At 48.6% G+C, this 23,814-nt stretch carries 21 protein-coding genes; 12 read left to right on the forward strand and 9 right to left on the reverse strand.

Annotated features, from left to right (window positions below; all coding sequences use genetic code 11):
* Nucleotides 1–257: 257 nt before the first annotated feature.
* Together L4174_RS17675 and L4174_RS17680 are read left to right on the forward strand one after the other, a co-directional pair.
* A complete protein-coding gene (locus L4174_RS17675) occupies nt 258–650 on the forward strand; it encodes a hypothetical protein (protein WP_248142595.1) in 393 nt (130 codons plus the stop codon).
* A gap of 133 nt (nt 651–783) precedes the next feature.
* Nucleotides 784–1,290: a hypothetical protein gene (locus L4174_RS17680; protein ID WP_248142594.1), complete on the forward strand. Its 507-nt coding sequence runs from the start codon at nt 784–786 to the stop codon at nt 1,288–1,290.
* Nucleotides 1,291–1,297: 7 nt separating this feature from the next.
* Here the strand turns inward: L4174_RS17680 and L4174_RS17685 are convergent, their stop codons facing one another.
* Both L4174_RS17685 and L4174_RS17690 read right to left on the reverse strand, forming a co-directional pair.
* A complete protein-coding gene (locus L4174_RS17685; protein ID WP_248142593.1) occupies nt 1,298–2,464 on the reverse strand; it encodes a cation:proton antiporter in 1,167 nt (388 codons plus the stop codon).
* Between the two features lie 81 nt (nt 2,465–2,545).
* The gene (locus L4174_RS17690) at nt 2,546–3,121 is read right to left on the reverse strand and encodes a hypothetical protein (RefSeq protein WP_248142592.1); all 576 of its coding nucleotides are present in this window, start codon (nt 3,119–3,121) and stop codon (nt 2,546–2,548) included.
* Nucleotides 3,122–3,257: 136 nt separating this feature from the next.
* On the opposite strand from L4174_RS17690, the gene L4174_RS17695 reads away from it, so the two are divergent.
* The 4 genes from L4174_RS17695 (at nt 3,258) to L4174_RS17710 (ending at nt 6,572) form a co-directional block, all read left to right on the forward strand.
* Nucleotides 3,258–3,590 (forward strand): hypothetical protein, encoded by a 333-nt coding sequence (locus L4174_RS17695; RefSeq protein ID WP_248142591.1) that lies wholly within the window; start codon nt 3,258–3,260, stop codon nt 3,588–3,590.
* Nucleotides 3,591–4,106: 516 nt separating this feature from the next.
* The gene (locus tag L4174_RS17700) at nt 4,107–4,757 is read left to right on the forward strand and encodes a 2OG-Fe dioxygenase family protein (protein WP_248142590.1); all 651 of its coding nucleotides are present in this window, start codon (nt 4,107–4,109) and stop codon (nt 4,755–4,757) included.
* Nucleotides 4,747–5,988, forward strand: coding sequence for a cysteine desulfurase-like protein (locus tag L4174_RS17705; protein ID WP_248142589.1), 1,242 nt, complete (start codon nt 4,747–4,749; stop codon nt 5,986–5,988). The genes L4174_RS17700 and L4174_RS17705 overlap by 11 nt, the downstream gene beginning before the upstream one ends.
* 392 nt (nt 5,989–6,380) lie before the next feature.
* Nucleotides 6,381–6,572 carry a YtxH domain-containing protein gene (locus tag L4174_RS17710; RefSeq protein ID WP_248142588.1) on the forward strand — a complete coding sequence of 64 codons (192 nt, stop codon included), beginning with the start codon at nt 6,381–6,383 and terminating at the stop codon, nt 6,570–6,572.
* A gap of 105 nt (nt 6,573–6,677) precedes the next feature.
* Here the strand turns inward: L4174_RS17710 and sstT are convergent, their stop codons facing one another.
* The 7 genes from sstT to L4174_RS17745 form a co-directional block, all read right to left on the reverse strand.
* On the reverse strand, nt 6,678–7,916 hold the full coding sequence (gene sstT / locus L4174_RS17715; RefSeq protein WP_248142587.1) for a serine/threonine transporter SstT: 1,239 nt from the start codon (nt 7,914–7,916) through the stop codon (nt 6,678–6,680).
* 358 nt (nt 7,917–8,274) lie between these two features.
* The gene (locus tag L4174_RS17720) at nt 8,275–9,996 is read right to left on the reverse strand and encodes a BatD family protein (protein ID WP_248142586.1); all 1,722 of its coding nucleotides are present in this window, start codon (nt 9,994–9,996) and stop codon (nt 8,275–8,277) included.
* 26 nt (nt 9,997–10,022) lie between these two features.
* Nucleotides 10,023–12,062 (reverse strand): VWA domain-containing protein, encoded by a 2,040-nt coding sequence (locus L4174_RS17725; RefSeq protein WP_248142585.1) that lies wholly within the window; start codon nt 12,060–12,062, stop codon nt 10,023–10,025.
* Nucleotides 12,055–13,017 (reverse strand): VWA domain-containing protein, encoded by a 963-nt coding sequence (locus L4174_RS17730; protein ID WP_248142584.1) that lies wholly within the window; start codon nt 13,015–13,017, stop codon nt 12,055–12,057. Before L4174_RS17730 ends, L4174_RS17725 begins: the two co-directional genes overlap by 8 nt.
* Nucleotides 13,010–13,510 (reverse strand): DUF4381 domain-containing protein, encoded by a 501-nt coding sequence (locus L4174_RS17735; protein ID WP_248142583.1) that lies wholly within the window; start codon nt 13,508–13,510, stop codon nt 13,010–13,012. The genes L4174_RS17730 and L4174_RS17735 overlap by 8 nt, the downstream gene beginning before the upstream one ends.
* 3 nt (nt 13,511–13,513) lie before the next feature.
* Entirely contained in the window at nt 13,514–14,491 is a 978-nt protein-coding gene (locus L4174_RS17740) for a DUF58 domain-containing protein (protein ID WP_248142582.1), read from the reverse strand.
* Nucleotides 14,488–15,453, reverse strand: a complete 966-nt coding sequence (locus L4174_RS17745; protein WP_248142581.1) for a MoxR family ATPase — start codon at nt 15,451–15,453, stop codon at nt 14,488–14,490. Before L4174_RS17745 ends, L4174_RS17740 begins: the two co-directional genes overlap by 4 nt.
* Before the next feature lie 841 nt (nt 15,454–16,294).
* Between L4174_RS17745 and L4174_RS17750 the strand changes: the two genes are divergently transcribed.
* The 6 genes from L4174_RS17750 (at nt 16,295) to pqiB (ending at nt 23,813) form a co-directional block, all read left to right on the forward strand.
* Entirely contained in the window at nt 16,295–17,035 is a 741-nt protein-coding gene (locus L4174_RS17750) for an SDR family oxidoreductase (RefSeq protein WP_248142580.1), read from the forward strand.
* Nucleotides 17,036–17,063: 28 nt separating this feature from the next.
* Nucleotides 17,064–18,269: an acetyl-CoA C-acetyltransferase gene (locus tag L4174_RS17755; protein ID WP_248142579.1), complete on the forward strand. Its 1,206-nt coding sequence runs from the start codon at nt 17,064–17,066 to the stop codon at nt 18,267–18,269.
* 82 nt (nt 18,270–18,351) lie between these two features.
* A complete protein-coding gene (locus L4174_RS17760) occupies nt 18,352–18,699 on the forward strand; it encodes a phasin family protein (RefSeq protein ID WP_248142578.1) in 348 nt (115 codons plus the stop codon).
* Between the two features lie 71 nt (nt 18,700–18,770).
* A complete protein-coding gene (gene phaC / locus L4174_RS17765; protein WP_248142577.1) occupies nt 18,771–20,555 on the forward strand; it encodes a class I poly(R)-hydroxyalkanoic acid synthase in 1,785 nt (594 codons plus the stop codon).
* A 274-nt stretch (nt 20,556–20,829) separates the two neighbouring features.
* A complete protein-coding gene (locus L4174_RS17770; RefSeq protein ID WP_248142576.1) occupies nt 20,830–22,173 on the forward strand; it encodes a paraquat-inducible protein A in 1,344 nt (447 codons plus the stop codon).
* Nucleotides 22,170–23,813 carry an intermembrane transport protein PqiB gene (gene pqiB, locus L4174_RS17775; RefSeq protein WP_248142575.1) on the forward strand — a complete coding sequence of 548 codons (1,644 nt, stop codon included), beginning with the start codon at nt 22,170–22,172 and terminating at the stop codon, nt 23,811–23,813. Before L4174_RS17770 ends, pqiB begins: the two co-directional genes overlap by 4 nt.
* Nucleotide 23,814: the final 1 nt, after the last annotated feature.

Genomic DNA, 23,814 nt, shown 5'->3' on the forward strand with positions numbered 1-23,814 from the left:
TTACATCCCCGTTATTCCTCCTGAGAATTCGAAAACGAATTGTCAAAATTGTCATTTTTTTGCTTTTTTTTCTTCCAATCTGACCTAATCCTAGGATAATCCGAGGGTCTGATTATCTTTCGTGGTTGTTATTTGTCCGGTATCAAACGTGTTGCGCCGGACCGGATCGGCAGCGTTTCTTTCGACTGCGTGATGCCAGCTGATGACGAAAGGTAAACAGATCCAAGTGTCTCGCTGGCTAAGTGGATAGATTTACCTTGTTAAGCAAAAGAAAAATAAAGCAAATATTCCCGCTGGATTTTTACGGTGAGGATGGCAGCTGGCGCTTTATTCTTCGGGCTTTCAACCCCGGGGAAGTGCTGGATGCAATGTATTGGCGTGCGTATATTTCCTGCCATCGGAAGGAGTTTGATTTGCTCCATCTGGCAACCGACAAATTTAACTATAAGTACAACTACTCGGCATCGGATGACGCAGAATTGCACCTGGGTGCAGTCGGGTCGCCAATGCGGGTGAATATGATGGGGCCGATTGTGCCGGTAAGTCATCTGTTGGCTTACCTGGCAGAGAAGCGGGACGCTAAGGCGGCATCCCCTTCTTCTCAGACATCTGATGAGGGGCTTGATCAGCTTCAGGCGAAACCATCCTGAATCGAAAATGAATCAACCTGAAAAAGGAGCTGTGGCTCCTTTTTTCATGTCTGATTTTGGGAATTACCGGGTGGAGCCATGAGATGAAGTCGGCTATCTTAGGTTTTGCAGCCACAATGAAGAGGGTAAATGGATGATGTCATGGACGCAGGGCGGATGCCTGGCAATGATGCTGCTGGTGACACAGCCTGTTCTTGCAGCACAATCAGATGTTACAGATTTTGCTTCTATGTCGGAGCTGGTCGGAAAATGGCAATGTTTGCCCGATAAAAAAGCATCAGAAAAGGAAGAAAGCTGGGTAAATTACGACATTCATCGTGATGGCAAAGTGGTTTCAAAAGAATGGATCCGCTATCAGGAACAGGGGAAAACGGAACTGGAGTTCAACCTCTTCGTTGATTACCTGCTTGAAGCGCACGAAGGCCAGTACCGGCTGAAACCTGTTTCGATGAAACGGGAAATTCTGGTTGATCCGTATAAAGCGGATCCGTTCGGCTACGATGCGCAACGTGATTTAATGGGTTACCGTATCTTCCTTCAGCCTGTGCTGAAAGGAAAAAACACGGCGAAGTTTGAAATGTGGTACCACATTACGCCGCATGACCATTTCTCAATGCAATGCCAGCGTCGTACGGCATAGTTGGAAACTAGTCTTTCCGTAGGTTTTTAGCACTGGAAATCGGGGTCGGGAAACGACTCACAACCCAGTAAGTCGATAAAATGAAGGTGGTCAGGGTGGCCGCCTGAATAAATAACATCCCCTGATCGGAGACCAGTCCGGCGGTCAGCGCAGTATAGGCCAGTAAGAGCGAAAACTCGCTGGCCTGACTTAAGCGGGCCGATAACTCGCGGGTCGCCTTTTCACGGGCCAGTTTTAGTGCAAATGCAAAACCGAACGCCTTCACCACAATTAAAATCACACCAAACAAACATCCCCACAGCAGCACCACATCTCCCCGTGTGAATTCCATTTTTGCCCCGACAGCGAAGAAAAACAGAATCAGGAAAAACTCTCTTAAAGGCTTCAGGTGCAGGGAAATGGCCTGGGCCACCCGGCTGATTGCGATGGAAAGTCCGGCGACAAAGGCGCCGATCTCATAGGAAAGGCCAGCCAGATGTGCTGTTTCTGCCCAGAGCAGGCACCAGGCCAGTGCAGCCACGAAGGTATACTCCTGAATCACATCGAAGCGACGGAACAAGGGCAATACCAGATAGCGCACGCCCAGATAAGCCAGCAAGCAAAGGAGCGCCAGTTTCATCAGAATGAGTCCGAACGCGCTGAGCATGGCATCCGGGGTGCGGACGTTCAGAAACAGAATGACGATAATGGCCAGCATATCCTGGATCAGTAAGACGCTTGTCATCACTTCCCCAAGACGCTGATGGTGCAGTGTGGTCGTCGGAATCAGCTTTAAACCGATCACCGTACTGGAAAACATCAGTGCGGCTGCAGCGACCAGTGTGTCAGCCAGAGACAGGTCAATCAACCATCCGAATCCCAGGGTGACCAGAAAAAAAAGGCAGCAGGTGCCCAGTGTGATCAGGGCACTTTCCTGAAACAGGCTGATGAGTTTAAAAGGCTGCAGGTTCAGGCCAAGCAGAAATAACAGCAGAATGACGCCGAATTGTCCGAACTGAATGATCCGGTCATTATCCGACAACATTCCGAGGCCGCTGGGGCCAAGGGCGATGCCAGCGGCAATATAAGCCAGAATAATGGGCTGGCGGGCATAGAGAAAAAGTGTCCCCAATAATGCTGAACTGACCACAATGATTCCGATTTCGAAAATCATGGTTTGCAGCTCATTCAGCATACGGCCCCCGGGCGATCAGAATCAGGAATGACATTTTAAAAGCATAGATGTTTTTAATTCCCGGGGAGTTTTGCTTGCTTTTCAGGTTCCGAATTCTGCGAGAATTGCTGCCAAACGTTCAATTTTGATGTTGGAGAGCTGCCGATAATCGAAATACGGGCAGACAACCAGTCTGTGTTCCCGGTTGATGGCAAATTCGTGATCCAGCCAGGTCAGAGGAATGTTCAGCTGACCTGCGCTGATCAGCTTTTTGGCATATGTTCGCCCCATGATGATGTGGTATTTGAGGGGGAACGCCATATCAGTCGCCAGAGCGGGCGGGCTGAAAAGCAGTGCAGTCTGACCGGATGGCTGGAGTAAAAAATTATCCCGGTAGTGCTGCCAGCTTGGTGTTTGCGCGGCGAAGGGAAATCGCTGGTGATCCAGGGCGCCAATCAGTTTGGCATAAACATTAAACACTTTTCGCCACCCGTTGCCGCAGGCCTGACCAATGCTGTCAATCTCCCCCGGGATTGCAGGTTGCAATTGATCAAGGGTTGCCATTCCGGGCATATCAGGACGGTTCTCGATATAAGCTGCGAAGGTGAAATCCGGGCAGCCCAGCCCGATCAGGTGGTTGTTGTTTTCAGGGGCGATCTTGTCGTTATTTTCAGGCATCTGTGTCGATTGTCTTGAATATGCAGAGTGTTGAATGAATGTTGCGTGATTTTACTTAAGCTTTACCTGATATTGACACTGCTTTACCAAGCTATATGTACGCTGTACATAAATGCAAAAGAACAGGTGGCATTCTATGAAAAATCTATGGATTGGTGCGCTGTGTCTGTCTTTGGTCATGCCAGCAATGAGCTGGGCTCATGGTGGCAGAGATCATGGATACGGCCATGAACATCGAAAGTACTACAAGCACAAACACAGACATAAACATCATTATCATGAGCCAAGACACTATCACCATCGGGATGTTGTCGTGGTGCATGAGCGGCCGCGTAGAGAATATCACAGATCGAACTTACCGGAACTGGTGACTTTTGCGGTGATTTCCGGGATAACCTACGCCGTTATCGACAATGCTTTTTATAAGCAATCTGGTGACAAGTACGTTTACACGCCACAACGTCCTTAACTGACGATCCTCCAGTCTCTTTGAAATCCTCCAGTTTTAGCCTTCCTGACGTTAACCATTTTGGTGTCCGGCAGGGAGGCTTTCTTCATTCGAATATCACGTCATGATTCAATTCGATACCAATATTTTGAATGGGATTTTTATCACAAATAGCATAATAAACTGGTTTTTGGTGTGATCTGAGATGGCTTTTGGAATCAGAATCAAAAAGCCAAATCATTCAATATCAATGACTTATATTACTCTTTAGCAAAGAACTCTGGTTTTTCAAGGGTCCAGTAGAAAAATCTGGTTTAATAGGCCAGTGTTTTTCACTTGGATAGAGCTATTAACTGAATTATCTCTAGTTGATGAAGTTTATCACTGCAAGGTGTTGGCAAAAACGAATTTTTCTTTATCCTCTTGTGTAATGAAATTGTTAATCGATGTTTGCATTGTCGTGCAGGCTGAGACGTACGCCTTGCTGGATGCAGGGTGTTGCTATGGATGTGGCGCTTGCTAAGAGGAGCAGATGCAATGAGTGTTTCAGTGGATCGTACCCTTCAACTCACCCAATTAAGTGGACAGGCTATCAGCGATCTGTCTCCTTCGTTTAATCATCTTCCCAAAACAGGTCATGCCGACGGTGAATACCGTTTGCGTCGATATTCGATTGTGAAAGCGACCGCTAATGGTATTGAGCATCTGCCGCAAAGAGCATTTATGCAGTCGGATGAGATCAATCATTTTCAGGGTAATGTCGCCCGGACATTTGAACCGCTGGAAGACAAGATTGTTTACAGTGCGGGTATGCGCGAGATGTGTGAAGTATTCAAGCGTGCCAATGCACTGTCAGACGATCAGGAAATTGAAATTCATCAGATTCGTATCGCTGCGCTGGACGGAGAAACTCAGGTTGCGCCGGAAGGTGTCCATCAGGATGGCTTTGATCATATCGCCGTAATCGGCTTTGGTCGCGAGAACATCGAAGGTGGTGAGTTCCTGGTCTACAAAACGAAAGATGATTTGCCCATTCTGAGCATGGAGTTGGAGCAGGGTGAGGTTGCTATTCTGGCGGATAATCAGCTCTGGCATAACGCGCGTCCGATCAAAGCGGTGAAACAAGATCAGCAAGGTTATATGGACCTGTTTGTTCTGACGGCCCGGGAGACAAATTATGCACTTTGATGTGGCGAAGGTTCGTCAGCAATTTCCTGCACTGAATCAGCGGGTGAATAACGAACCTGTTTATTTCTTTGATGGCCCGGGTGGTTCGCAGGTGCCTTCGACAGTGCTTCAGGCGATGACGGATTATCTGGGCCGCTATAACTCAAACCTGGGTGGCGCTTTTTTCTCGAGTGAGGTGACGGTGTCACTGATGGCATCCGCCCGTCAGGCTGTACAAGCGCTGCTGAATGCCCCTTCACCAGACAACATTGTTTTTGGTCCGAACATGACGTCGCTGACCTTCCAGCTCAGCCGTGCGATTTCGCGTGACTGGCAGCAGGGTGATGAAGTGATTGTGACTTCACTGGATCATTATTCCAATGTGTCCAGCTGGCAGCAGGCTGCGGATGATAAAGGCGTGCTGGTTCGCCAGGTTCGGGTCAACGAAGATGACAGTACGCTGGACTATGCACATTTTGAGTCGCTGCTGAATGAGAAAACACGACTGGTTGCGGTGACTTATGCATCGAACACAACCGGCTCTGTGGTGGATGTAGCCCGAATTGTTGAAGCGGCGCATCGTGTCGGAGCGAAGGTTTATGTGGATGCGGTTCATTATGCACCGCATAAACTGGTAGATGTTCAGGCACTTGGCTGCGACTTCCTCGCTTGTTCAGCATATAAATTTTTCGGACCCCACGTTGGCATTGCTTATGTGGCTCCGCAGTGGCTGCAAACGCTGAAACCATACAAAGTAGAACCGGCGACGGACATTGGTCCGGGGCGTTTTGAAACCGGCACGCAGAACTTTGAAGGTTTGGCAGGCGTGATTGCGGCAATTGACTATCTTGCTCAGTGGGGAACACCGGAGCAGAATCTGCGGCAGCGTCTGGAAACGAGCTATGCACAGTATCAGACTCATGAAGAAGCGCTGAGTCAGCATTTCCTGAATTGGGTCAAAAAGTTCAGCAATGTGTCATTGTTTGGAATTGAGGATGAGACGCAACTCGCAGAACGTACGCCAACTTTCGCGATTCGTGTTGAAGATGTCCCGCCGTCGGATATAGCATTCCGGCTCGGTCAGCAGAACATGTGTGTCTGGAATGGCCATTTCTACGCATTAGGCCTGTGTCGCCAGCTGGGTATTCTTGAGAGTGGTGGCGTCATTCGTATCGGTTTTATGCACTACAATACCAAAGAAGAAATCGACAAACTGTTTGAAGCTTTGTCTCCATTCTTAAAAACAAAATAATTATTACAGCGTATTGCTGAACATCCTGTCACAGGCTTTATTACAAGCCATATATATCAAAGCCCACGTATGCGTGGGCTTTGTCGTTGTTTGCCGGCCAGACTTCAAATCTTACGGCTTCCGGGTCAGCTGCAATTGCATGTTCTTGGCATTACTTCACAGGAAGGGGCCTGAGTCATCAGATTTCGAAAGTATCCGGTCACTGTGGTTGTCCCTCGTCTTCTTTCTGAGGAAGGTGAGAGAGCTTGAGCATTCTTTTGTACCATTCGGTCAGTACAAATCCGGAATACGAATCTGGAAGCAAGCTTGCACGTTTCTCATCTATGATATCGTTATAATGCTTGTGAAAAATTTTCAGGGTTGGATGACCCTTCATAACAGCGAGACAGAAAATGTTGAAATATATTGTGATTGCTCTGGTGGGCCTGGGGATTTATATCGGCGTGACCTATAAAGATCAGATTGAAGATATGCTTGATTCACGTCCGATGGAAGAAGCGCATGATCTGCTGGAGGATATGGGTGACCAGGCAGCAGATGCCAAAGATGCTCTGAACAAGCAGCTGGGATCTCTGCAAAACTAATTGCAACGCTCATCGATGATGGGCAGGTACAGATGTCAAAACGGCGACCCTGGGGTCGCCGTTTCATTTGACTGTCAGCTGTCTCAGACAGTGTATTACAGTTGCTTAAGCTTTGGCTGTTTGACCGTTTGCTTCAGCTTCAGCTGCGCGGCATGCAGCAGCGGTAAAGATAACATCAGTTGAGCTGTTCAGCGCAGTCTCGGCAGAGTCCTGAATCACACCGATGATGAAACCAATCGCAACGACCTGCATCGCAACTTCGTTCGATACACCGAACAGGCTGCAAGCCAGTGGAATCAGCAGCAGAGAACCACCTGCAACACCAGAAGCACCACATGCAGAAACTGCAGCGACAACACTCAGCAGCAGGGCAGTGAGCAGATCAACCTGAATACCCAGTGTATTCACGGCAGCCAGTGTCAGTACAGTGATTGTGATTGCTGCCCCAGCCATGTTGATGGTCGCACCCAGTGGGATAGAGACAGAGTAAGTGTCTTCATGCAGATCCAGCTCTTTACACAGTTGCATGTTCACTGGAATGTTTGCAGCAGAACTACGGGTAAAGAAGGCAGTGATACCACTTTCACGAACACACTTCAGAACCAGCGGGTATGGATTCTGTTTCGTTTTGTAGAAAACGATCGCAGGGTTCACAATGAACGCGATGATAGCCATAGAACCCAGCAGTACAGCCAGCAGGTGAGCGTAGTCACCCAGAGCGCTAAAGCCGGTTTCTGCAAAAGTTTTCGCAACCAGACCGAAAATACCGATCGGTGCCAGACGAATGACGAAACGAACGATCAGCGTAACGCCGTTCGACATGTCCTGGAATACTTGTTTCGTTGCATCAGATGCTGAGTGCAGGGCAAAACCCAGACCGACAGCCCATGCCAGAATACCGATGTAATTGCCGGACAGCAGTGCATTGATCGGGTTATCAACCACTTTGAACAGCAGCGTGTTCAAAACTTCCGCGATCCCTTCAGGTGCAGCCTGATTCGCGGTACCAGCATCCAGAGTCAGAGTTGTCGGGAAAAGGAAACTCAGGGTTACTGCAGTAAGCGCGGCCATCAGTGTACCGAACAGGTACAGCATGATGATTGGTTTCATGTTGGTGTTTGCACCTTTCTTCTGATTTGCAATTGAAGATGCAACCAGAATAAATACCAGTACAGGTGCAACAGCTTTCAGGGCACTGACGAACAGACTGCCAAGGAAACCGACTTTCATAGCAGCATCTGTAGATACAGCAGCAAGGACGATACCTGCCACGATACCAATAAGAATCTGGATAACCAGACTGCCATTGGCAATTTTTGCAAGGAATGGTTGTGGTTGACTCATACTACATCCTGAATGTTTTGAGTTGGTTCGGAAGCGTTTTATGTTGTTTGCGGGTGGTTTTGTAACAGGATAATCGATGGATTTCCACACTTCTTTTTATAAACTTTTAGATTACACATCATTAACCTTCCCGGAATCTGTGTTTTGTGAGCAACTTATCAATAATAAATTACTGCTTTTAGAGCAATCTGCCTGTTTTCCTGCCTTTGACAGTATGCTGTGTGGAATGCTTCGCAAAACACCGAATGTTAAATGTTAAAAAAATCCTGCCATAAAGGCAGGATTAGAATGCAACGGATGTAACAAACAAGCTGCATAATCCGTTAGATCTCAAACGAATTGGGCAGTAAACCGCTCATTAGCCTTTACTTCTGACCGGGGGTAAATCCGGTACCAGTGGCGCCAGCGCTTCTGACTGACCAGCTTTGTGCTGGGCAGTGGTTTCCTGTTTCAGTAATGCCAGTAATTGGCGGTTATCCCAATTGGTCGGAGATTTTCCATAGCAGGCACGCATCATTCTGGCGATTTCTGTTTCAAGATCCTGTTGGTAGGTTGCAGTCAGATGCGTTTTATCCCAGCGCTGATAGCAGGTCTGAATCAGCATCGGCTGATTTGATTGCACCGCAGAGATCAGTTCGGCTTTGGCGAATTGGTCAGAATGGCTGGCGGCGCTTGAGACCTTTGGCTCTTTGACCGTGAATTTGCGTGCGCGCAGCCAGAGTACCAGTGTGATGATCCAGAGCACGGTGACAATAAGCGTCAGCCACGGCCAGAATGGTGCAACGCCCTGTTGCTTAGGCGTATCGCCAGACAACGAGTTCAGCGATTGACGGGACAGGTTTTGCGAGGATTGAACGCTGTCCTGACTGCTTGTTGACGGTGTCTGTGGATTGGATGCATTGGCTGTACTGTCTGGTTTCACCTGAAGTGTCTTGCCGTCTGCAAGACTTTGCTGCTGCTGGCCTTTCTCAGTATTCCACCAGTTGACTTTTAATGCCGGAAGAGAAATGGCGCCGCTCTGGCGCGGAATAATCACCTGCTTCAATGTCATAACGCTGTAGTCACTTTCCTGACTGTAGACCGGTTTTTCACTGTAAACGCGGACAGAGTCCGGGTAGCTCAGAGATAGATCAGGTAGCTGACTTTGCGGTGTCCCTTTCATTTTCAGCGTCAGGACACGGGTAACCGGTTCGCCGACTTTCAGTTCAGCACTGTCATTCTGCCATTGCTGTGACAGCTGAAGGTCAGCGGTAGGCAACCAGAGTCCCTGATAGGTGTCCGGCTTTCCCTTCACCGCTAAAGACTTTGGTTCCGCCTGAATATTGACCGGAATTCGCAAGCCGACGCTGCGGCCTCTGCCGCTTTTAAATGCCGTGCCTGTCAGCTTGGCACCTTGCAGGGTGATATTGCCCGGTTTGGTGGCCGTAATCCGGTATTTCCGGTTGATGATAGTATATTGCCGTCCGTTTAAGACGGTATCAGCCTGATGATCTTTACCAACCTGAACAACATCAATGCCGTCGCCCTGAGGGGAGGCCAGACTGGCCTGCTCAATTTGCTCACCAATTTTTATCTGAACCTGATAAATCTGGCTTTCACCGACATACAGGGTGTCCTTATCCATCCGGCCGGTGACTTCAATGGCAAGATCGGTCGCCGGACTGGTTTGACCCGGCTGGTTACTGACGGTGATGACAATGGGGTCAGAGCGGGTTGCGCCAATCCGAAAAGCCGGAATGGTCAGCTTGCCGGTTGATTTTGCGGCCAGTGCCACCCGCCATTCGGTCCGCCGGGTTACTGAACCATTGACAAAGCTGCTGAACGAGCTGGTACTTGGCGTGCCGACGGTGAAGTCTTTCTTCAGCGGAGACAGATCCAGGGCATTGTTGCTGACGCTGTCATCAATACTGACCTTCAGCTCAAAGATTTCATTGATGCCAACCTGATTGGACGAGACTGTTGCCACGACCTGTGCAGCGTTGGCTGAGTAAGAGAGCAAACTTGCGATAAGAAGTATCACGCCTGCCCAGACCCGATTTTGGACGAGTTGAGAAATAAAGGTGAAATGCTTGGCGTTCATAGTGAGTCCTTGCTGCTGTAGACGCATTACCAGCGGTTTTCCGGTGCATCAGGCGAGTCTTTTTCTCTGGCCTGAAGTAGGATCTGTGCCTGGATTAATTCGCTGGTACTGTCTGGTATTTGCTCTAGTTTTTTTAATGTTGGGTTGCTGGCCGTCAGGCCGCCGACGTCATCGCCAGTGGCATTGTCTTGATTTCCGATTGCGAGTTGATCATCTTTTTGTGAATCACTGTTGTCTTCTTTCGTTTTGCTTGTCTGAATTTGCTTTTCTGTCTGAGCGGACTGTGAGTCTTCTGAAGAAGCATCAGATTCTGATCGGGCATGACGCTGCTGTTCAGTCGTTGATGAATCCGGCTGAGATACCTGTTGCTGTTCATCACCCTGATTCGGTGAACCCTGTTGTTGCTCAGACTGAGCCGATTTCCCAGATTCAGCTTGCGCTGACTGATCATCTGTACCGGATGAAGAATCAGAATGTTGCCTTTGTTGTTGGGCGTTTCTCTCTCCGGAGGATTGCTGTCCGGTAGCGCCCTGGTTGTTTTGCGAACCGGACTGTTTACCTGCAGCTTGATTTGACTGAGAATTCTGGCCTTGTTGGCCTTGTTGGCCTTGTTGGCCTTGTTGGCCTTGTTGGCCTTGTTGGCCTTGTTGGCCTTGTTGGCCTTGTTGGCCTTGTTGGCCTTGTTGGCCTTGTTGGCCTTGTTGGCCTTGTTGGCCTTGTTGGTTCTCCTGCTGCTTTTGCTTGAGGAGGGATTCCACTGTATTCAGATTCGCTTTGGCGTCCTGATTTTCCGGATGCTGACGCAGTAAATCCTGATAAATATCCTTCGCCTTCTCCAGCTTGCCGGATTGTGCATAAGCGTTTGCTAAGTTATAACGTGACTGCGGATCGGTTAAATCCGACAGGGTTTCAATAGCGCCATCATAATCACCTGCCTGATACTGCGCTGCACCTTTCCAGGCGGGAGAGCGGAACTGTTCAGCGGCTTTTTCATAATCTTTTTGCTGATATAGTTCATAGGCTTCCTGACTCTGGTTCAGCCACGGGGAGGCTTCAGGGTGATCAACCGGAACAAAAATACCAAGCAGTAAAACCAAAGCAGCCCCTTTGCGGCATGCCGGGAGGAAAATCAGCAGCAGCGGCAGTAACAGCCAGAAACCACCATTCAGTTTTTCTTCAATGGTCTTTTCTTTATCTGCTTGGGTGACTGAACCTATCCGAGACGAAGCTTGAATCAACGCAGTAATGTCCTGATCATTGCCCCGCCATTTGACCATCACGCCTTCGTGTTCGCGCGCGAGGGATTGCAGACGCTCCGGATGCAACTTGCTGACGACCGTCTGACCTTGATTATCCTGCAGCAACCGGCCGTCAGGCATGGTGATCGGTGCCCCCTGAGCTGTGCCGACGGCAAGAATGGAGAGTCGGTAGTTCGTTCCGGTTAACAGTGAAGTGGTTTTCTCGGCTTCCCTGGCGCTCAGGCCGTCGGTGATCAGGATCAGATCCCCCTGAGCGTGACCCGCTTGTTTGAGCAGATTGATCCCTTCTTGTATGCCCGCCGCCGCATTGCTGCCCTGAATCGGCAGAATATCCGGCGATAAACCCGGGATTAATCCGGCTAGGGTGGTACTGTCCTGAGTGAGCGGACTGACAACGTAGCCATCACCGGCGTATGCGATCAGTCCGGTAGTGCCTTCCTGCCAGTGGGGCAGGAGGTCCAGCGCTTTGTACTTTGCCTGTGCAAGACGGTTCGGCTGCAGATCCGTGGCATACATGGAATTAGACATGTCCATGATGAGCACTCTGGCCTGACTCAGGTTATAGCTCGGCAGTTGCTGTTTTTGCCAGCTTGGGCCCGCCATGGCGATCACCGTCAGCAGCCATCCGGTACCCAGAAGGATTACCGGGAGCATATGACGCCGAGCGGATTGGTTTTCTGTACTGGTTTGCAGATGAGGGGCGATCAAGCCGGATTGTCCCCGGCCTTTGATTAGCCAGGGCAGCAGCACACAGAGCGGCAGCAAAGCCAGCAGCCAGTCAGGATGTAAAAAACTAAAGTCAGCCATAACGCCTCCAGTTGACTGCCAGGAGTACACTCAGAAATAACGCTCCGGCAAGCGGAAAACGAAACAGTTCTTCTCTGGGTCGCCAGGTTTGACTGGCGCTGGAGACAGGCTCGAGTTCATTGATGGTTTGATAAATCTCAGCCAGTTCCTGCGGGTTTCTGGCTCTGAAATATTGCCCGCCGGTGAGAGTGGCGATTTGAGTCAGCGTTTTTTCATCTAAATCCTGTGAAGGATTGACAATACGATTGCCAAATAAGCCTCGCTGAACCATTTCTTCGGCGCCAATGCCGACCGTATAGATTTTGACCTGATTTTCAGCGGCCAGCTTGGCGGCTTCCATCGGATGAATCACACCTGACGTATTCGCTCCGTCACTGAGCAGGATGATTACGCGTTGTGGCGTTTCGCCGTGAATGAAGGTTTTGGTCGCAATGCCCAGTCCTTCTCCAATCGCAGTGCTCTGACCAATCAAACCCAGTACGGCCCGTTTCAGCTGTTGTTGAACTGTACTGAGATCGAATGTCAGGGGCGTTTGTAAATATGCGTGGTTGGCGAATAACACCAGACCCAGACGGTCGCCTTGCCTGTTGCTGATGAAATCGCTGACGACATGTTTGACTGCGGTCAGGCGGTCAATCGCATTCCCTTGCGAATCAGCCATATCTTCAATCGACATTGAGCCGGATAAGTCTACAGCCAGCAGCATATCTCTGTGTTCCGGCTGTATTTGTACTGGTTCACCAAACCAGACGGGTCTGGCAACCGCGGCAATCAGGCACAGCCAGCAAAGACAGGTAACGACTGCGGACCAGCGGCGTTTAGGTTTGATGCCTGAATCACCCGGTAATACGGGCAGAGTTATGGCAGACACGGGTTTTACCGGACGGGTGAAACGATAAACAAACCAGGGCAGGGGAAGCAGTGCAAAGGCCCACCACCAGATAAACTCAAACATGGCTTTCTCCCTGATCGTTCGGTGCGTGTTGCGGGAGCTGCAGATGTTTGACCCAGATGACAGCCTGAGCCCGGCAATGGCTCAGAATGTCGTTTTCCACCTGCGGGGCGTACATTGCAGTTGTCCAGGTCTCACTGAGTGCGATAAATCCCTGATGTTGAGGCTGGAGCTGATGATCCAGAAATGTCAGCCATGCATTGCCGTTCAGACCGGCAACCTGAGCACGCGGAAAGTAAGTTAAAGCAGTCTGCCGGAGCAGCGTATTGATCTCTGAGACAGAGCCGGCTTGTTTCAGACGCGCTAAGGCCAGTTTTCTTGCAGCCTGCTGGCGTCTTTTTTGCCGGAGCTGTCTGGCGACGAAGTAAATCAGTGCTGCTGACAGGATGAGTGCCAGAGCGGATACCCACCATCCCCAGGCTAAAGGCCAGAGATCGGGCGGTGATGGCAGATGCAGATCTGCCAGTTGTAGCGGATGTGTCTGTGTTTGTGTCATAGGTTACGACTTATCTAACTGTGTCTGACTGGTCGAATGACGGGATGTCTGGCCTAATTGCTTCAGTAACGGTGTGCCTGCAGAAAGAGAGTGCAGCGGAATGGCCAGTGATGACGCCAGTTCTGACAGATTTTCAAGATGCCGGGTGAACTGTGTCTCCAGCTCTTTTCTGGTGCTGGGTGCACCAAAGTTAATCCAGGTCGACCGTTGGCGATCTGAGACATATTCCCGGCCACGATATAGGGTATCGCCCAGCTCTAGTGGATCGTACAAATGGACAAATTGGACCCGGTTATGGCTGCGTAACTGACTGAGCCTCTTTTTATCGCTTTGCTGTAACGAATAAAAATCGCTCAACACAATGATTTCACTGCCTTTAGGGCAAAGGTGATGCATATGCCTGAGTACATCAGAAAAGTGAATTTTTTTGTGTTCAGGCGCTGGTGCACCATGCTGGTGCATGTTGATCATAGTGTTCAGCACAGCTAAGGGACCTTGCTGCCTGGCCGTTGGTTTGCACTCACTCAGTGCGGAACCATTATAGATTAAGGCTCCGATACGGTCTTGCTGCTGAATGGCCAGCCAGCTTAACAAACTGGCAAAGTGAGCAGCCTGCACCGATTTCTGTAATAAACGGCTTCCGAAACGCATGCTCTGGCTGAAATCCACCAGCAGCATAACTGGCTGTTCACGTTCTTCACTGAACAGCTTGGTGTGGGTTTTACCCGTTCGCGCTGTGACCCGCCAGTCGATTGCCCGGATGTCATCACCCGGCTGATAGGGACGCACTTCAGCGAAATTCATCCCTCTACCTTTTTGCTGGCTCAGGTGCTGACCATTGAGCTGGGACCAGACGCTACGCGCTGGTGGCAACCATTTTACGGATTGATTTTTATACAATAACAGTTCGGCCAGACATAAACTGTACCCACTACTGTGCGGTGGCAAAGCCGGGGGATTTGTGTCTGTTGCCCTGATCATGCACTGGTGACCTGCTGAATGAGTGAAAGAATGATTTGATCGGGTGCGATGCCTTCCGCTTGTGCTTCATAGCTCAGCAACAAGCGATGTCTCAGAACCGGGTAAGCCATTTTTTGTACATCTTCAGGTGTGACAAAGTCACGGCCCTGCAGCCAGGCAAACGCACGGGCACAGCGATCCAGTGCCAGGGTGGCCCGCGGGCTGACGCCCATCTGCAGCCAGGCGGCCAGTTCATCACTGTAACGTTGGGGCTCCCGTGTAGCCATCACCAGACGGATGATATATTGCTCTACTTCCTCTGCCATGTGTATCTGCAGTACTTCTTTTCTTGCACTGAAAATATCCTGCTGGCTGAGGTGTACAGCTTCCGGTTGTTCATGATGGTGATGATCAAGTGCTTCACCGCGGTTCAGGCGCAAAATCGCCAGCTCGCTCTCTGCATTCGGGTAATCAACATTCAGTTGAAGCAGGAAACGGTCTAACTGAGCTTCGGGTAACGGATAGGTTCCTTCCTGCTCAATTGGATTTTGGGTTGCCATCACTAAGAACAGCTCAGGCAGAGGATAAGTGTTTCTGCCCGCAGTGATTTGTTTTTCAGCCATGGCTTCCAGCATGGCGGCCTGAACTTTTGCCGGCGCACGGTTAATCTCATCGGCCAAGAGCAAGGCGTTGAAAATAGGGCCGGGCTGAAAAACAAATTCTCCGGTTTCGGGACGGAAGATATCTGTTCCTGTCAAATCTGCCGGTAACAGGTCAGGGGTAAACTGGATACGGTGGAAATCCCCTTCAATACATTCGGCCAGTGTTTTGACCGCTCGGGTTTTTGCCAGTCCTGGGGGCCCTTCAACAAGGATATGTCCGTCGGCTAAGAGTGCAATGAGCAGTTGTTGCACCATGTCGGGTTGTCCAATGACCTGTTGTTGTAAGTATTGTTCGAGTTGCTGAAAGGTCTTTGAAAGCATGGGTTTGATTATCCTTGGAACGTCTGTGAACTCTCATCTGCTGACGCAGGCTCTGGAGGCGATCTGGTGAGCTTGGTCGGCCAGATAAAAACACTTCCAGGACGGTGGCAGCTCTATCATTGAAAAGTAATCCAGTCAGTTGGCTTACTTTCATCAGATTCGACTTTGTCATGTAAAGAAAGTTCACAGTAAATACGGGGAAAATGATAAATGTTATTTTTCTTTTTTACACTTCTTGGGTGATTAAAGTCTCTTTTTAAGAAAAAACTTGAGAAAAATAAAAGATGATCGAATTAACAATATCACATTTTTAACTGGTCAGATGTGTTTTTTATGTTGCGTTTTTGCTTCATTTCTTTGTTTTGGATCAAAAAAAATTTCCTCGGTATTTCATACAAGAGTCAGTTAAAAATTGGTGCAACCTTGCACTGGAAAAGTGCAATCAATTGAAAAATGCGACCGGAATATAAAAGAGACAGCGAGAAAATGTTTGAAATGTAGAATTTTGTAAACTTGGCATTACTCATGCATTGAAATATTCCGTTAACAAATCGCGCCTATTGTGTAATCGATTAATTGGTTCTAGATTGATTCCATAAAGGGATTTTGGTGTTCAAACAGATACCCTATGTTGATATCTATATGTGTCTGTGTTCTTATAATATTTATGCAATGTAAATTTCACGCAAGTGACTTGTGGGATCGTTACGCTGCGTAAGAGTGGAGTTGAGAACAAGTCTGGTTCAGGTGTACAGCAACAGGTTCTCATCAGTGAAAGCACAAATAAACTTTTGATAAATATTGATTTGTGCTGATAAAAGGATGGAAAGGAGTCTGCTTGATGACTAAGGTAGCATTAGTAACTGGCGCTAAAGGTGGTATTGGTTCTGCAATTACTCAGGGCTTAGTAGATGCAGGTTATAGAGTCGTTGCCACGTATTTCCCAACGGGTGAAGCAAAAGCGAAAGAATGGTTTGCGGAAAATAACTATTCTGAATCTCAGGTTCGATTATTTCCTCTTGATGTGACAGACGCAGCATATTGTGAAGAGGCGCTGGCCACTCTTTTAAAAGAAGAAGGTAAGATTGATGTGCTGGTAAACAATGCTGGTATTACCCGCGACAGCACCTTTAAACGCATGACAGTTCAGCAATGGAATGAAGTGATTACGACCAACCTGAATAGTCTGTTTAATGTCACTCATCCACTATTTGCTTCAATGTGTGATAAAGGCTTTGGCCGTATTATCAACATTTCATCTGTGAATGGCCTGAAAGGACAGTTTGGACAGGCGAACTATTCTGCAGCGAAAGCAGGCATGATTGGCTTTACCAAAGCGCTTGCCGCAGAAGGTGCTCGTTATGGTGTGACTGTAAATGCGATTGCACCGGGTTACACGGGGACTCCAATGGTTGAAGCCATCAAAACTGAAGTACTGGATGCGATTAAAGCAGAGATTCCTATGAAGCGTCTGGCACAGCCAAGTGAAGTTGCGGCTTCTGTGAATTTCCTTGCCAGCGATGCTGCTGCCTATATTACCGGTGAAACCCTCTCGGTAAACGGCGGCTTATACATGCACTAACTTTTTTCGAAGTAAGGACACTTGAAACATGACCAAAGTCTATATTGTTGCAGCGAAGCGTACCCCAATCGGTAGCTTTAACGGCGCACTAAAATCTGTCTCACCTGCACAACTGGCAGCTGTTGCGATTAAAGCCGCGCTGACTCAGGCGAATGTTGATCCCGCGAAATTGGATGAAGTGATTTTGGGGAACGTTGTGGGTGCGGGCCAGGGAATGGGTCCTGGCCGCCAGGCTGCAATTTATGCTGACATTCCTGAGCATGTACCGGCTTATAGCCTGAACATGGTTTGTGGCAGCGGCATGAAAGCGGTTATGGATGCTGCAGCACATATTAAAGCAGGTGATGCAGAGCTGGTTGTTGCTGCTGGTGCAGAAAGCATGTCTCAGATTCCTTTCACTGTACCGGCTTCCATTCGCGACGGTCAGAAAATGGGTAACCTGCAACTGACAGACTTACTGATTAATGATGGTCTGACGGACGTCTTTAACCAGTATCACATGGGTGTGACCGCTGAGAACGTCGTGGAAAAGGTTGGTCTGACTCGTGAACAACAGGATAACTTTGCACTCGCAAGTCAGCAGAAAGCAGTTGCTGCGATTGAGCAGGGTAAATTCGTGGATGAAATTATCCCTGTTGAAGTGAAAGTGCGCCGTGAGACCAAAACAGTCGATACCGATGAATATCCTAAAGCTGATGCAACCTTAGAAGGTCTGCAAAAACTTCGTCCGGCTTTCAAACCTGACGGGAGCGTTACCGCCGGGAATGCATCGGGTATCAATGATGGTGCGAGCGCCATTATCGTAGCCTCTGCAGCTGCAGTTGAGAAGTATGGTTTAACCCCACTGGCAGAAATTCAAAGTTATGCGCAAGCTGGTGTTGCACCTGAGGTCATGGGCCTTGGCCCTGTTCCTGCTGTGGTGAAAGCGCTGGAAAAAGCTGAATTGAATATTGAATCAGTCGGTTTGTTTGAGTTTAACGAAGCCTTTGCTGGACAGGCACTGGGCGTTTTGCATGAGTTGTCTGATGCGTTGAATACCAAGGTTGAAGACCTGGCCGAGCGCAGTAACGTGAATGGCGGTGCGATTGCACTAGGTCACCCGCTGGGAGCGTCAGGTAACCGTATTATCGTCAGCCTGCTCCATGAGATGCGTCGCCGCGGTACAGAATATGGCCTTGCAACACTCTGTGTCGGTGGCGGTATGGGTACGGCAATCGTACTGAAAAGTGTCTGAAACTAAGCATTACTCAATTTGCGCCTGTTTCGGCAGGCGCTTAAATAGCACTTAAATAGCACTTAAATTAAGGAAACATATTATGTATACGGAAATGTTTAAGTCATTCTCAGAGCAAACTGAAAAAACGCTGGCACCTTATGTGAAATTCAACAAGCTGTTCACAAAGAATGTGGAAGAGCTGACTGAACTTCAACTGGCTGCTGTTCGTGCTTACAGCGATCTGGGTCTGTCTCAACTGAAAGCGATCAGTGAAATCAAGGATCTGCAATCACTGACGACCTTCCAAGGTCAGCAACTGGAAAACCTGACAAAACTGTCCCAACAACTGGTTGAAGACAGCAATAAGTTTTCTGCACTGGCTCAAGGCTTCAAAGCTGAAGTTGAAGAACTGGTTGCTGAAAACGTAAAGCAAGTTACTCCAGCTTAAGTTCGATTCCTTCCTTAATGCCGTCCCGCCTTGTGGGCGGCATTTTTAGTCCAAAAGCAGAGGTCATTGCGATGAACCCGAATTTTTTCACGGACTACTTTGCTAAACTCCAGGAAATGAACCAAGCGTGGTGGAAGGAGTTTGATTCCGGCAAGGCAGCCATTAATACCCCGTTCAACAAAGCCATGAGTGAGTTGAACCTGGAAGATACAACGGCCTGGCTGGAAAAGGCATCTGCGCAGCCTGCCGTCATTGCAAAAATTCAGATGGACTGGTTTGAAAGCCAGATGAAAATTTTGCAAAGTGTTACTAAGACTGGAGAAAACCAAGATGTTGTCATGCCAGAGCATGATGACAAGCGCTTTATTGATCCTGCCTGGCAAAATGAAGCTTTTTATAATTACATCAAACAGTCTTATTTGTTATTCAGCAATAAGATGAAAGAAACCATCGACTCGATTGAAGGTTTAGATGAGAAAGCAAAAGAGCGACTGAGCTTTTTCTCACGCCAGGCCATTAACGCGTTGTCTCCGACCAATTTCATTACAACCAACCCTGAGCTGGCAAAACTGACTGTTGAATCGAATGGTCAGAACCTGATTAAAGGGATGGAGCTTCTGCATGAAGACATGCAGTCCAGCGCTGATGTGCTTAAAATTCGCATGACCAATGGTGATGCTTTCCAGGTGGGTGATAACATCGCCAATACTCCTGGAGAAGTAATTTTTAAAAACGATTTGTTTGAATTGATTCAGTATAAGCCGCTGACTGAAAAAGTGAATGCGACGCCAGTACTGATTGTTCCGCCATTTATCAACAAATATTACATTCTGGATCTTCGTGAGAAGAATTCCATGGCACGCTGGCTGGTTGAGCAAGGGCACACGGTCTTTATGATCTCCTGGCGCAATCCTGATGCGACAATGCAGGACGTGGACTTTGATACATATGTATTAGATGGTGCACTGAAAGCTATGGATGTCGTTGAAAGTGTCTCGGATGAAAAACAGATTCATACGGTCGGTTACTGTATCGGCGGTACGTTGCTGGCGACTGCGCTGGCATATAGTGCTGCCAAACGAATGCGAAATCGGGTGAAATCAGCCACATTCTTTACAACGATTCTGGATTTTTCACAGCCTGGTGAGATTGGTGTCTATATTAATGATCCAATCATTTCGGCAATTGAAGCACAGAATGAGTTGAAAGGTTATATGGACGGTCGTTCGCTCAGTGTGACTTTCAGCTTGCTGCGTGAAAACAGCCTGTATTGGAACTATTACGTAAACAACTACCTGAAAGGGAATAGTCCAATCGATTTCGACCTGTTGTTCTGGAATGGTGACAGCACCAATGTCGCCAAAGCCTGTCACAGCACTTTGCTGCGTCAGTTCTATCTGGAAAACAAGTTAATGGATCCGAAGGGCTATAAAGTCGGTGGCGTTTATATTGATTTGTCGAAAATCAAAGTGCCAAGCTACTTTATTTCAACTCAGGAAGATCACATTGCCTTGTGGCAGGGAACTTATCGTGGTGCACAGGTATTGAATGGCAATTCTGTATTTGTGCTGGGTGAATCGGGTCATATTGCCGGTATTATTAACCACCCGGATAAGAAAAAGTATGGCTTCTACACGAACGATAAAGCCGCCGCGGATCCGGAAAGCTGGTTGGCAGGTGCTGCACGGCACGATGGTTCATGGTGGCCGCACTGGAATAACTGGCTGAATGGTTTCAATACCGAAGAAAAGGTTCCGGCACGAGAGATTGGGAACGAAAGTTACTTAGCAATCGGTGCCGCCCCTGGCGATTATGTGAAACAGACATTACCCATTGAGTTTTCGAATAAAAACTGAGTGATTGGTACTGAATTCATTGCCATTTGAAGTCTGAATAAAGCCAGTGGTTTCCACTGGCTTTTTTTGTATTCATGAATCGCCGTCGATCACGATGGAGATTGCTTCTTGATGTTGTGCTGACGGATGAAAGACGTTCAATGGTCTTTTCTTGAATCAGTGTCATTGCCCCAATTCATCTCTCTGTATTTGAACGCTTTATCGGTAATAAAAGCCAACTTTGGAATTGTCCCTATCTATACTGGTGACATGGGGAAGTGAAAGTGGGCACAGAATGAAGCAGGAAAGACTGACGGCTGGCATTACAGGCTGCGAGGAGTGTGGCCTTGTTGTAACTTTGCCTGAGCTTGCACCTGGACAGCGTGCCAATTGCCCGCGTTGTGGTCATCTGCTGATGAAAACAGTCCCACATCCGCAACATCGCACACTGGCTTACGGCATAGCCTGTCTGATGATGCTGGTGCTGAGTGTCAGTTTTCCGTTTATGTCTTTCAGTGTGAAGGGAATCCGGCAGGAGATTACGCTGATGCATTCGGCGGAAATGCTCAGCCAGTTCGAAAATGGACCCTTGGCCCTGCTGCTTTTACTGACCGTTGTGGTGCTACCGGCTTGTTATGTTTCCTCTGTGCTCTACCTGTATTGGCTGTCAGGCAAGCATGGGAAAATTAATCGAGACAGTGTGAATCAGCGGGTGAAACGTCTGTGCAGGCTGGCATTACGCATTGAACCCTGGCTGATGGTCGATGTGTTCTTGATTGGTATTCTGGTGAGTCTGGTCAAAATCGCTGCACTGGCTGATGTCGGGCTTGGGATGTCTTTCTGGGCATTCTGTCTTTATACCGTGCTGGTGGTGAAATGTGTCTCCATGGTTGACCGCACCTGGTTATGGTTGCAGTTCGCGCCCATGGTACCGTTACCTGACGTGAAAGCGGGCGATAGTCATCATTCACAGAATCATATTGCATGTCATGTCTGTGCCCAGCTGAATCCGTTTCCCGAAAAAGGCCATAACCGATGTTTGCGGTGCGGAGGAAAGCTGCATCCTTATCATCCATGGAAAAACCTTCAGTATGCCTGGGCATTACTGCTTGCGTCAGTTGTCTTTCTCTTTCCGGCCAATTTTTATCCCATGATGTATACCGTGAGCCTTGGAAAATCGGAGGGTTCAACCATTATTGGCGGGGTGGTGCTGCTCTGGCATCACGGCTCCTACCCAATCGCAATGGTGATCTTTCTTGCCAGTGTGATCATCCCGCTGGCAAAAATTTGTGCACTGGGCTGGCTGTTTATTAAAGCAGCGCGGCATGACGACAATGAAGGACGGAAGGCAATTCGCCACCTGAAGCTGTATCGTCTGACTGAATTTATCGGCCGGTGGTCAATGATTGATATTTTTGTCGTTGCGCTTTTAGTGGCGTTAGTTCAGTTGCAGAACCTGATGGCGATTTATCCGGGACCTGCGGCTTTGTCATTTGCCTCAGTTGTGATACTGACCATGCTGGCGGCGATGGTCTTTGATCCCCGGATATTCTGGCAGGATGTGACGCCTGCTGCCCAGCAGCCTCAGGTCACATCAGGTCTTCCGACAACAACCAAACAGAAGGAACACCGGATATGAGTGAACAAGATCCGCCGCAGGCTGAAGTCAGTCAAATCCGGCAGCTATCTCTGATCTGGCTGGTACCGCTGGTCGCACTCGTCATTGGTTTTTGGATGCTGATACAGTTTCTGGCCAGCAAAGGACCTGAAATTACCCTCAAACTGACCACTGCGGACGGAATTGAAGTCGGGAAAACAGAAATTAAAGCGCTGAATGTGAAAGTGGGGGTCATCACGGATGTAAAACTGAGTGATGATTACAACTCCATTATGGCCACGGCTCAAATGGATAAAGATGCAGCCAGAATGCTGAAAACGGATACCCGGTTCTGGGTTGTGAAACCACGGATCGGGAAGCAGGGAATTTCCGGACTGGAGACTTTACTGTCAGGCGCTTACATTGAATTGCAGCCCGGCGTGGAAGAAAAAGAAAAACATACATTTACCGTTCTGGATACACCGCCTGTGGCACCTCCGGATGCTAGAGGTCTGCGATTAATCCTGACGCACCAAGAAGCAGGCAAGCTCAGCATCGGAGATCCTGTCCTATATGAAGGGTTTACGGTTGGTCGTGTCGAGAAGGTGAGCTTTAATACCCAGACCAAAAAAGCTAATTATCAGTTATTCATTTTTGAGCCTTATGACAGTCTGATCCGCAAACGGACCCGATTCTGGCTGTCATCAGGAGTGGAACTGAGAATGTCGGCAGAAGGCTTTAATCTCAAAATCGGCTCTGTGGAATCGTTGCTGACTGGCGGGGTGAGTTTCAATGTACCAGCAGGATCTGAGCCAGGTGAACTGGTGACCAAACAACTCAGCCGCTTCAGGCTGTATAACAATCAGAATGAAGTGAGCGAACGCTTTTACGATCGGTATCTGGAATATGTGATGCTATTCGATGAATCGGTGAGGGGGCTGAATCAGGGGGCTCCGGTGGAGTATCGGGGCGTGCGCATCGGGACTGTCTCTAAGGTGCCGTTGCGGCTGCCAAATCAGAGCAAGGGTTTTTCAAACCAGCAGATTCCGGTTTTGGTCCGTATTGAATTAGCACGTGTTCAGGAATATGTGGACACTCAGGATCTGCAGGATTTACATGACAACCTGAGCAGTCAGTTCAGAAAAGGCTTAAGGGCATCACTGAAAACGGCAAACTTTCTGACGGGACAACTCATGGTTGATGTTGAGTTTTATACCGAAGAACCTGTGCCCGGTTTACTGACTTATAAAGATTATGATGTGTTCCCGACTATCGCTGGCGGATTTGCTGAGATCCAGAAACAGGTGGCTTCTTTACTGGATAAAATGAACAACTTACCACTGGAAGACACACTTAATGGATTGACTCAGACACTGGCGGCGACAGCAAAAACGCTGAAAGCGGCGGAACAGGCTGCGAAAAATGTCAATGTGCTGCTTGCACAAAAGGACACTCAGGCGATACCGGCTGAGCTTCGAAATAGCCTGGCTCAGATTCAGGCGACACTCAGCAGTTATGGCTCGGAAGGGACGACGTACAGGAATCTGGAACAGGCACTGATTCGTTTTGAGCAAGTGATGAAAGAGCTTCAGCCTGTGCTCCGGCAGGTGAATGATAAGCCGAATTCGCTGATTTTTTCTGACAGCAAGGGCAAAGACCCGATTCCGGTAGCAGGAGAATAAG

This window comes from Photobacterium sp. CCB-ST2H9, assembly GCF_023151555.2.
Classification (GTDB): Bacteria; Pseudomonadota; Gammaproteobacteria; order Enterobacterales; family Vibrionaceae; genus Photobacterium.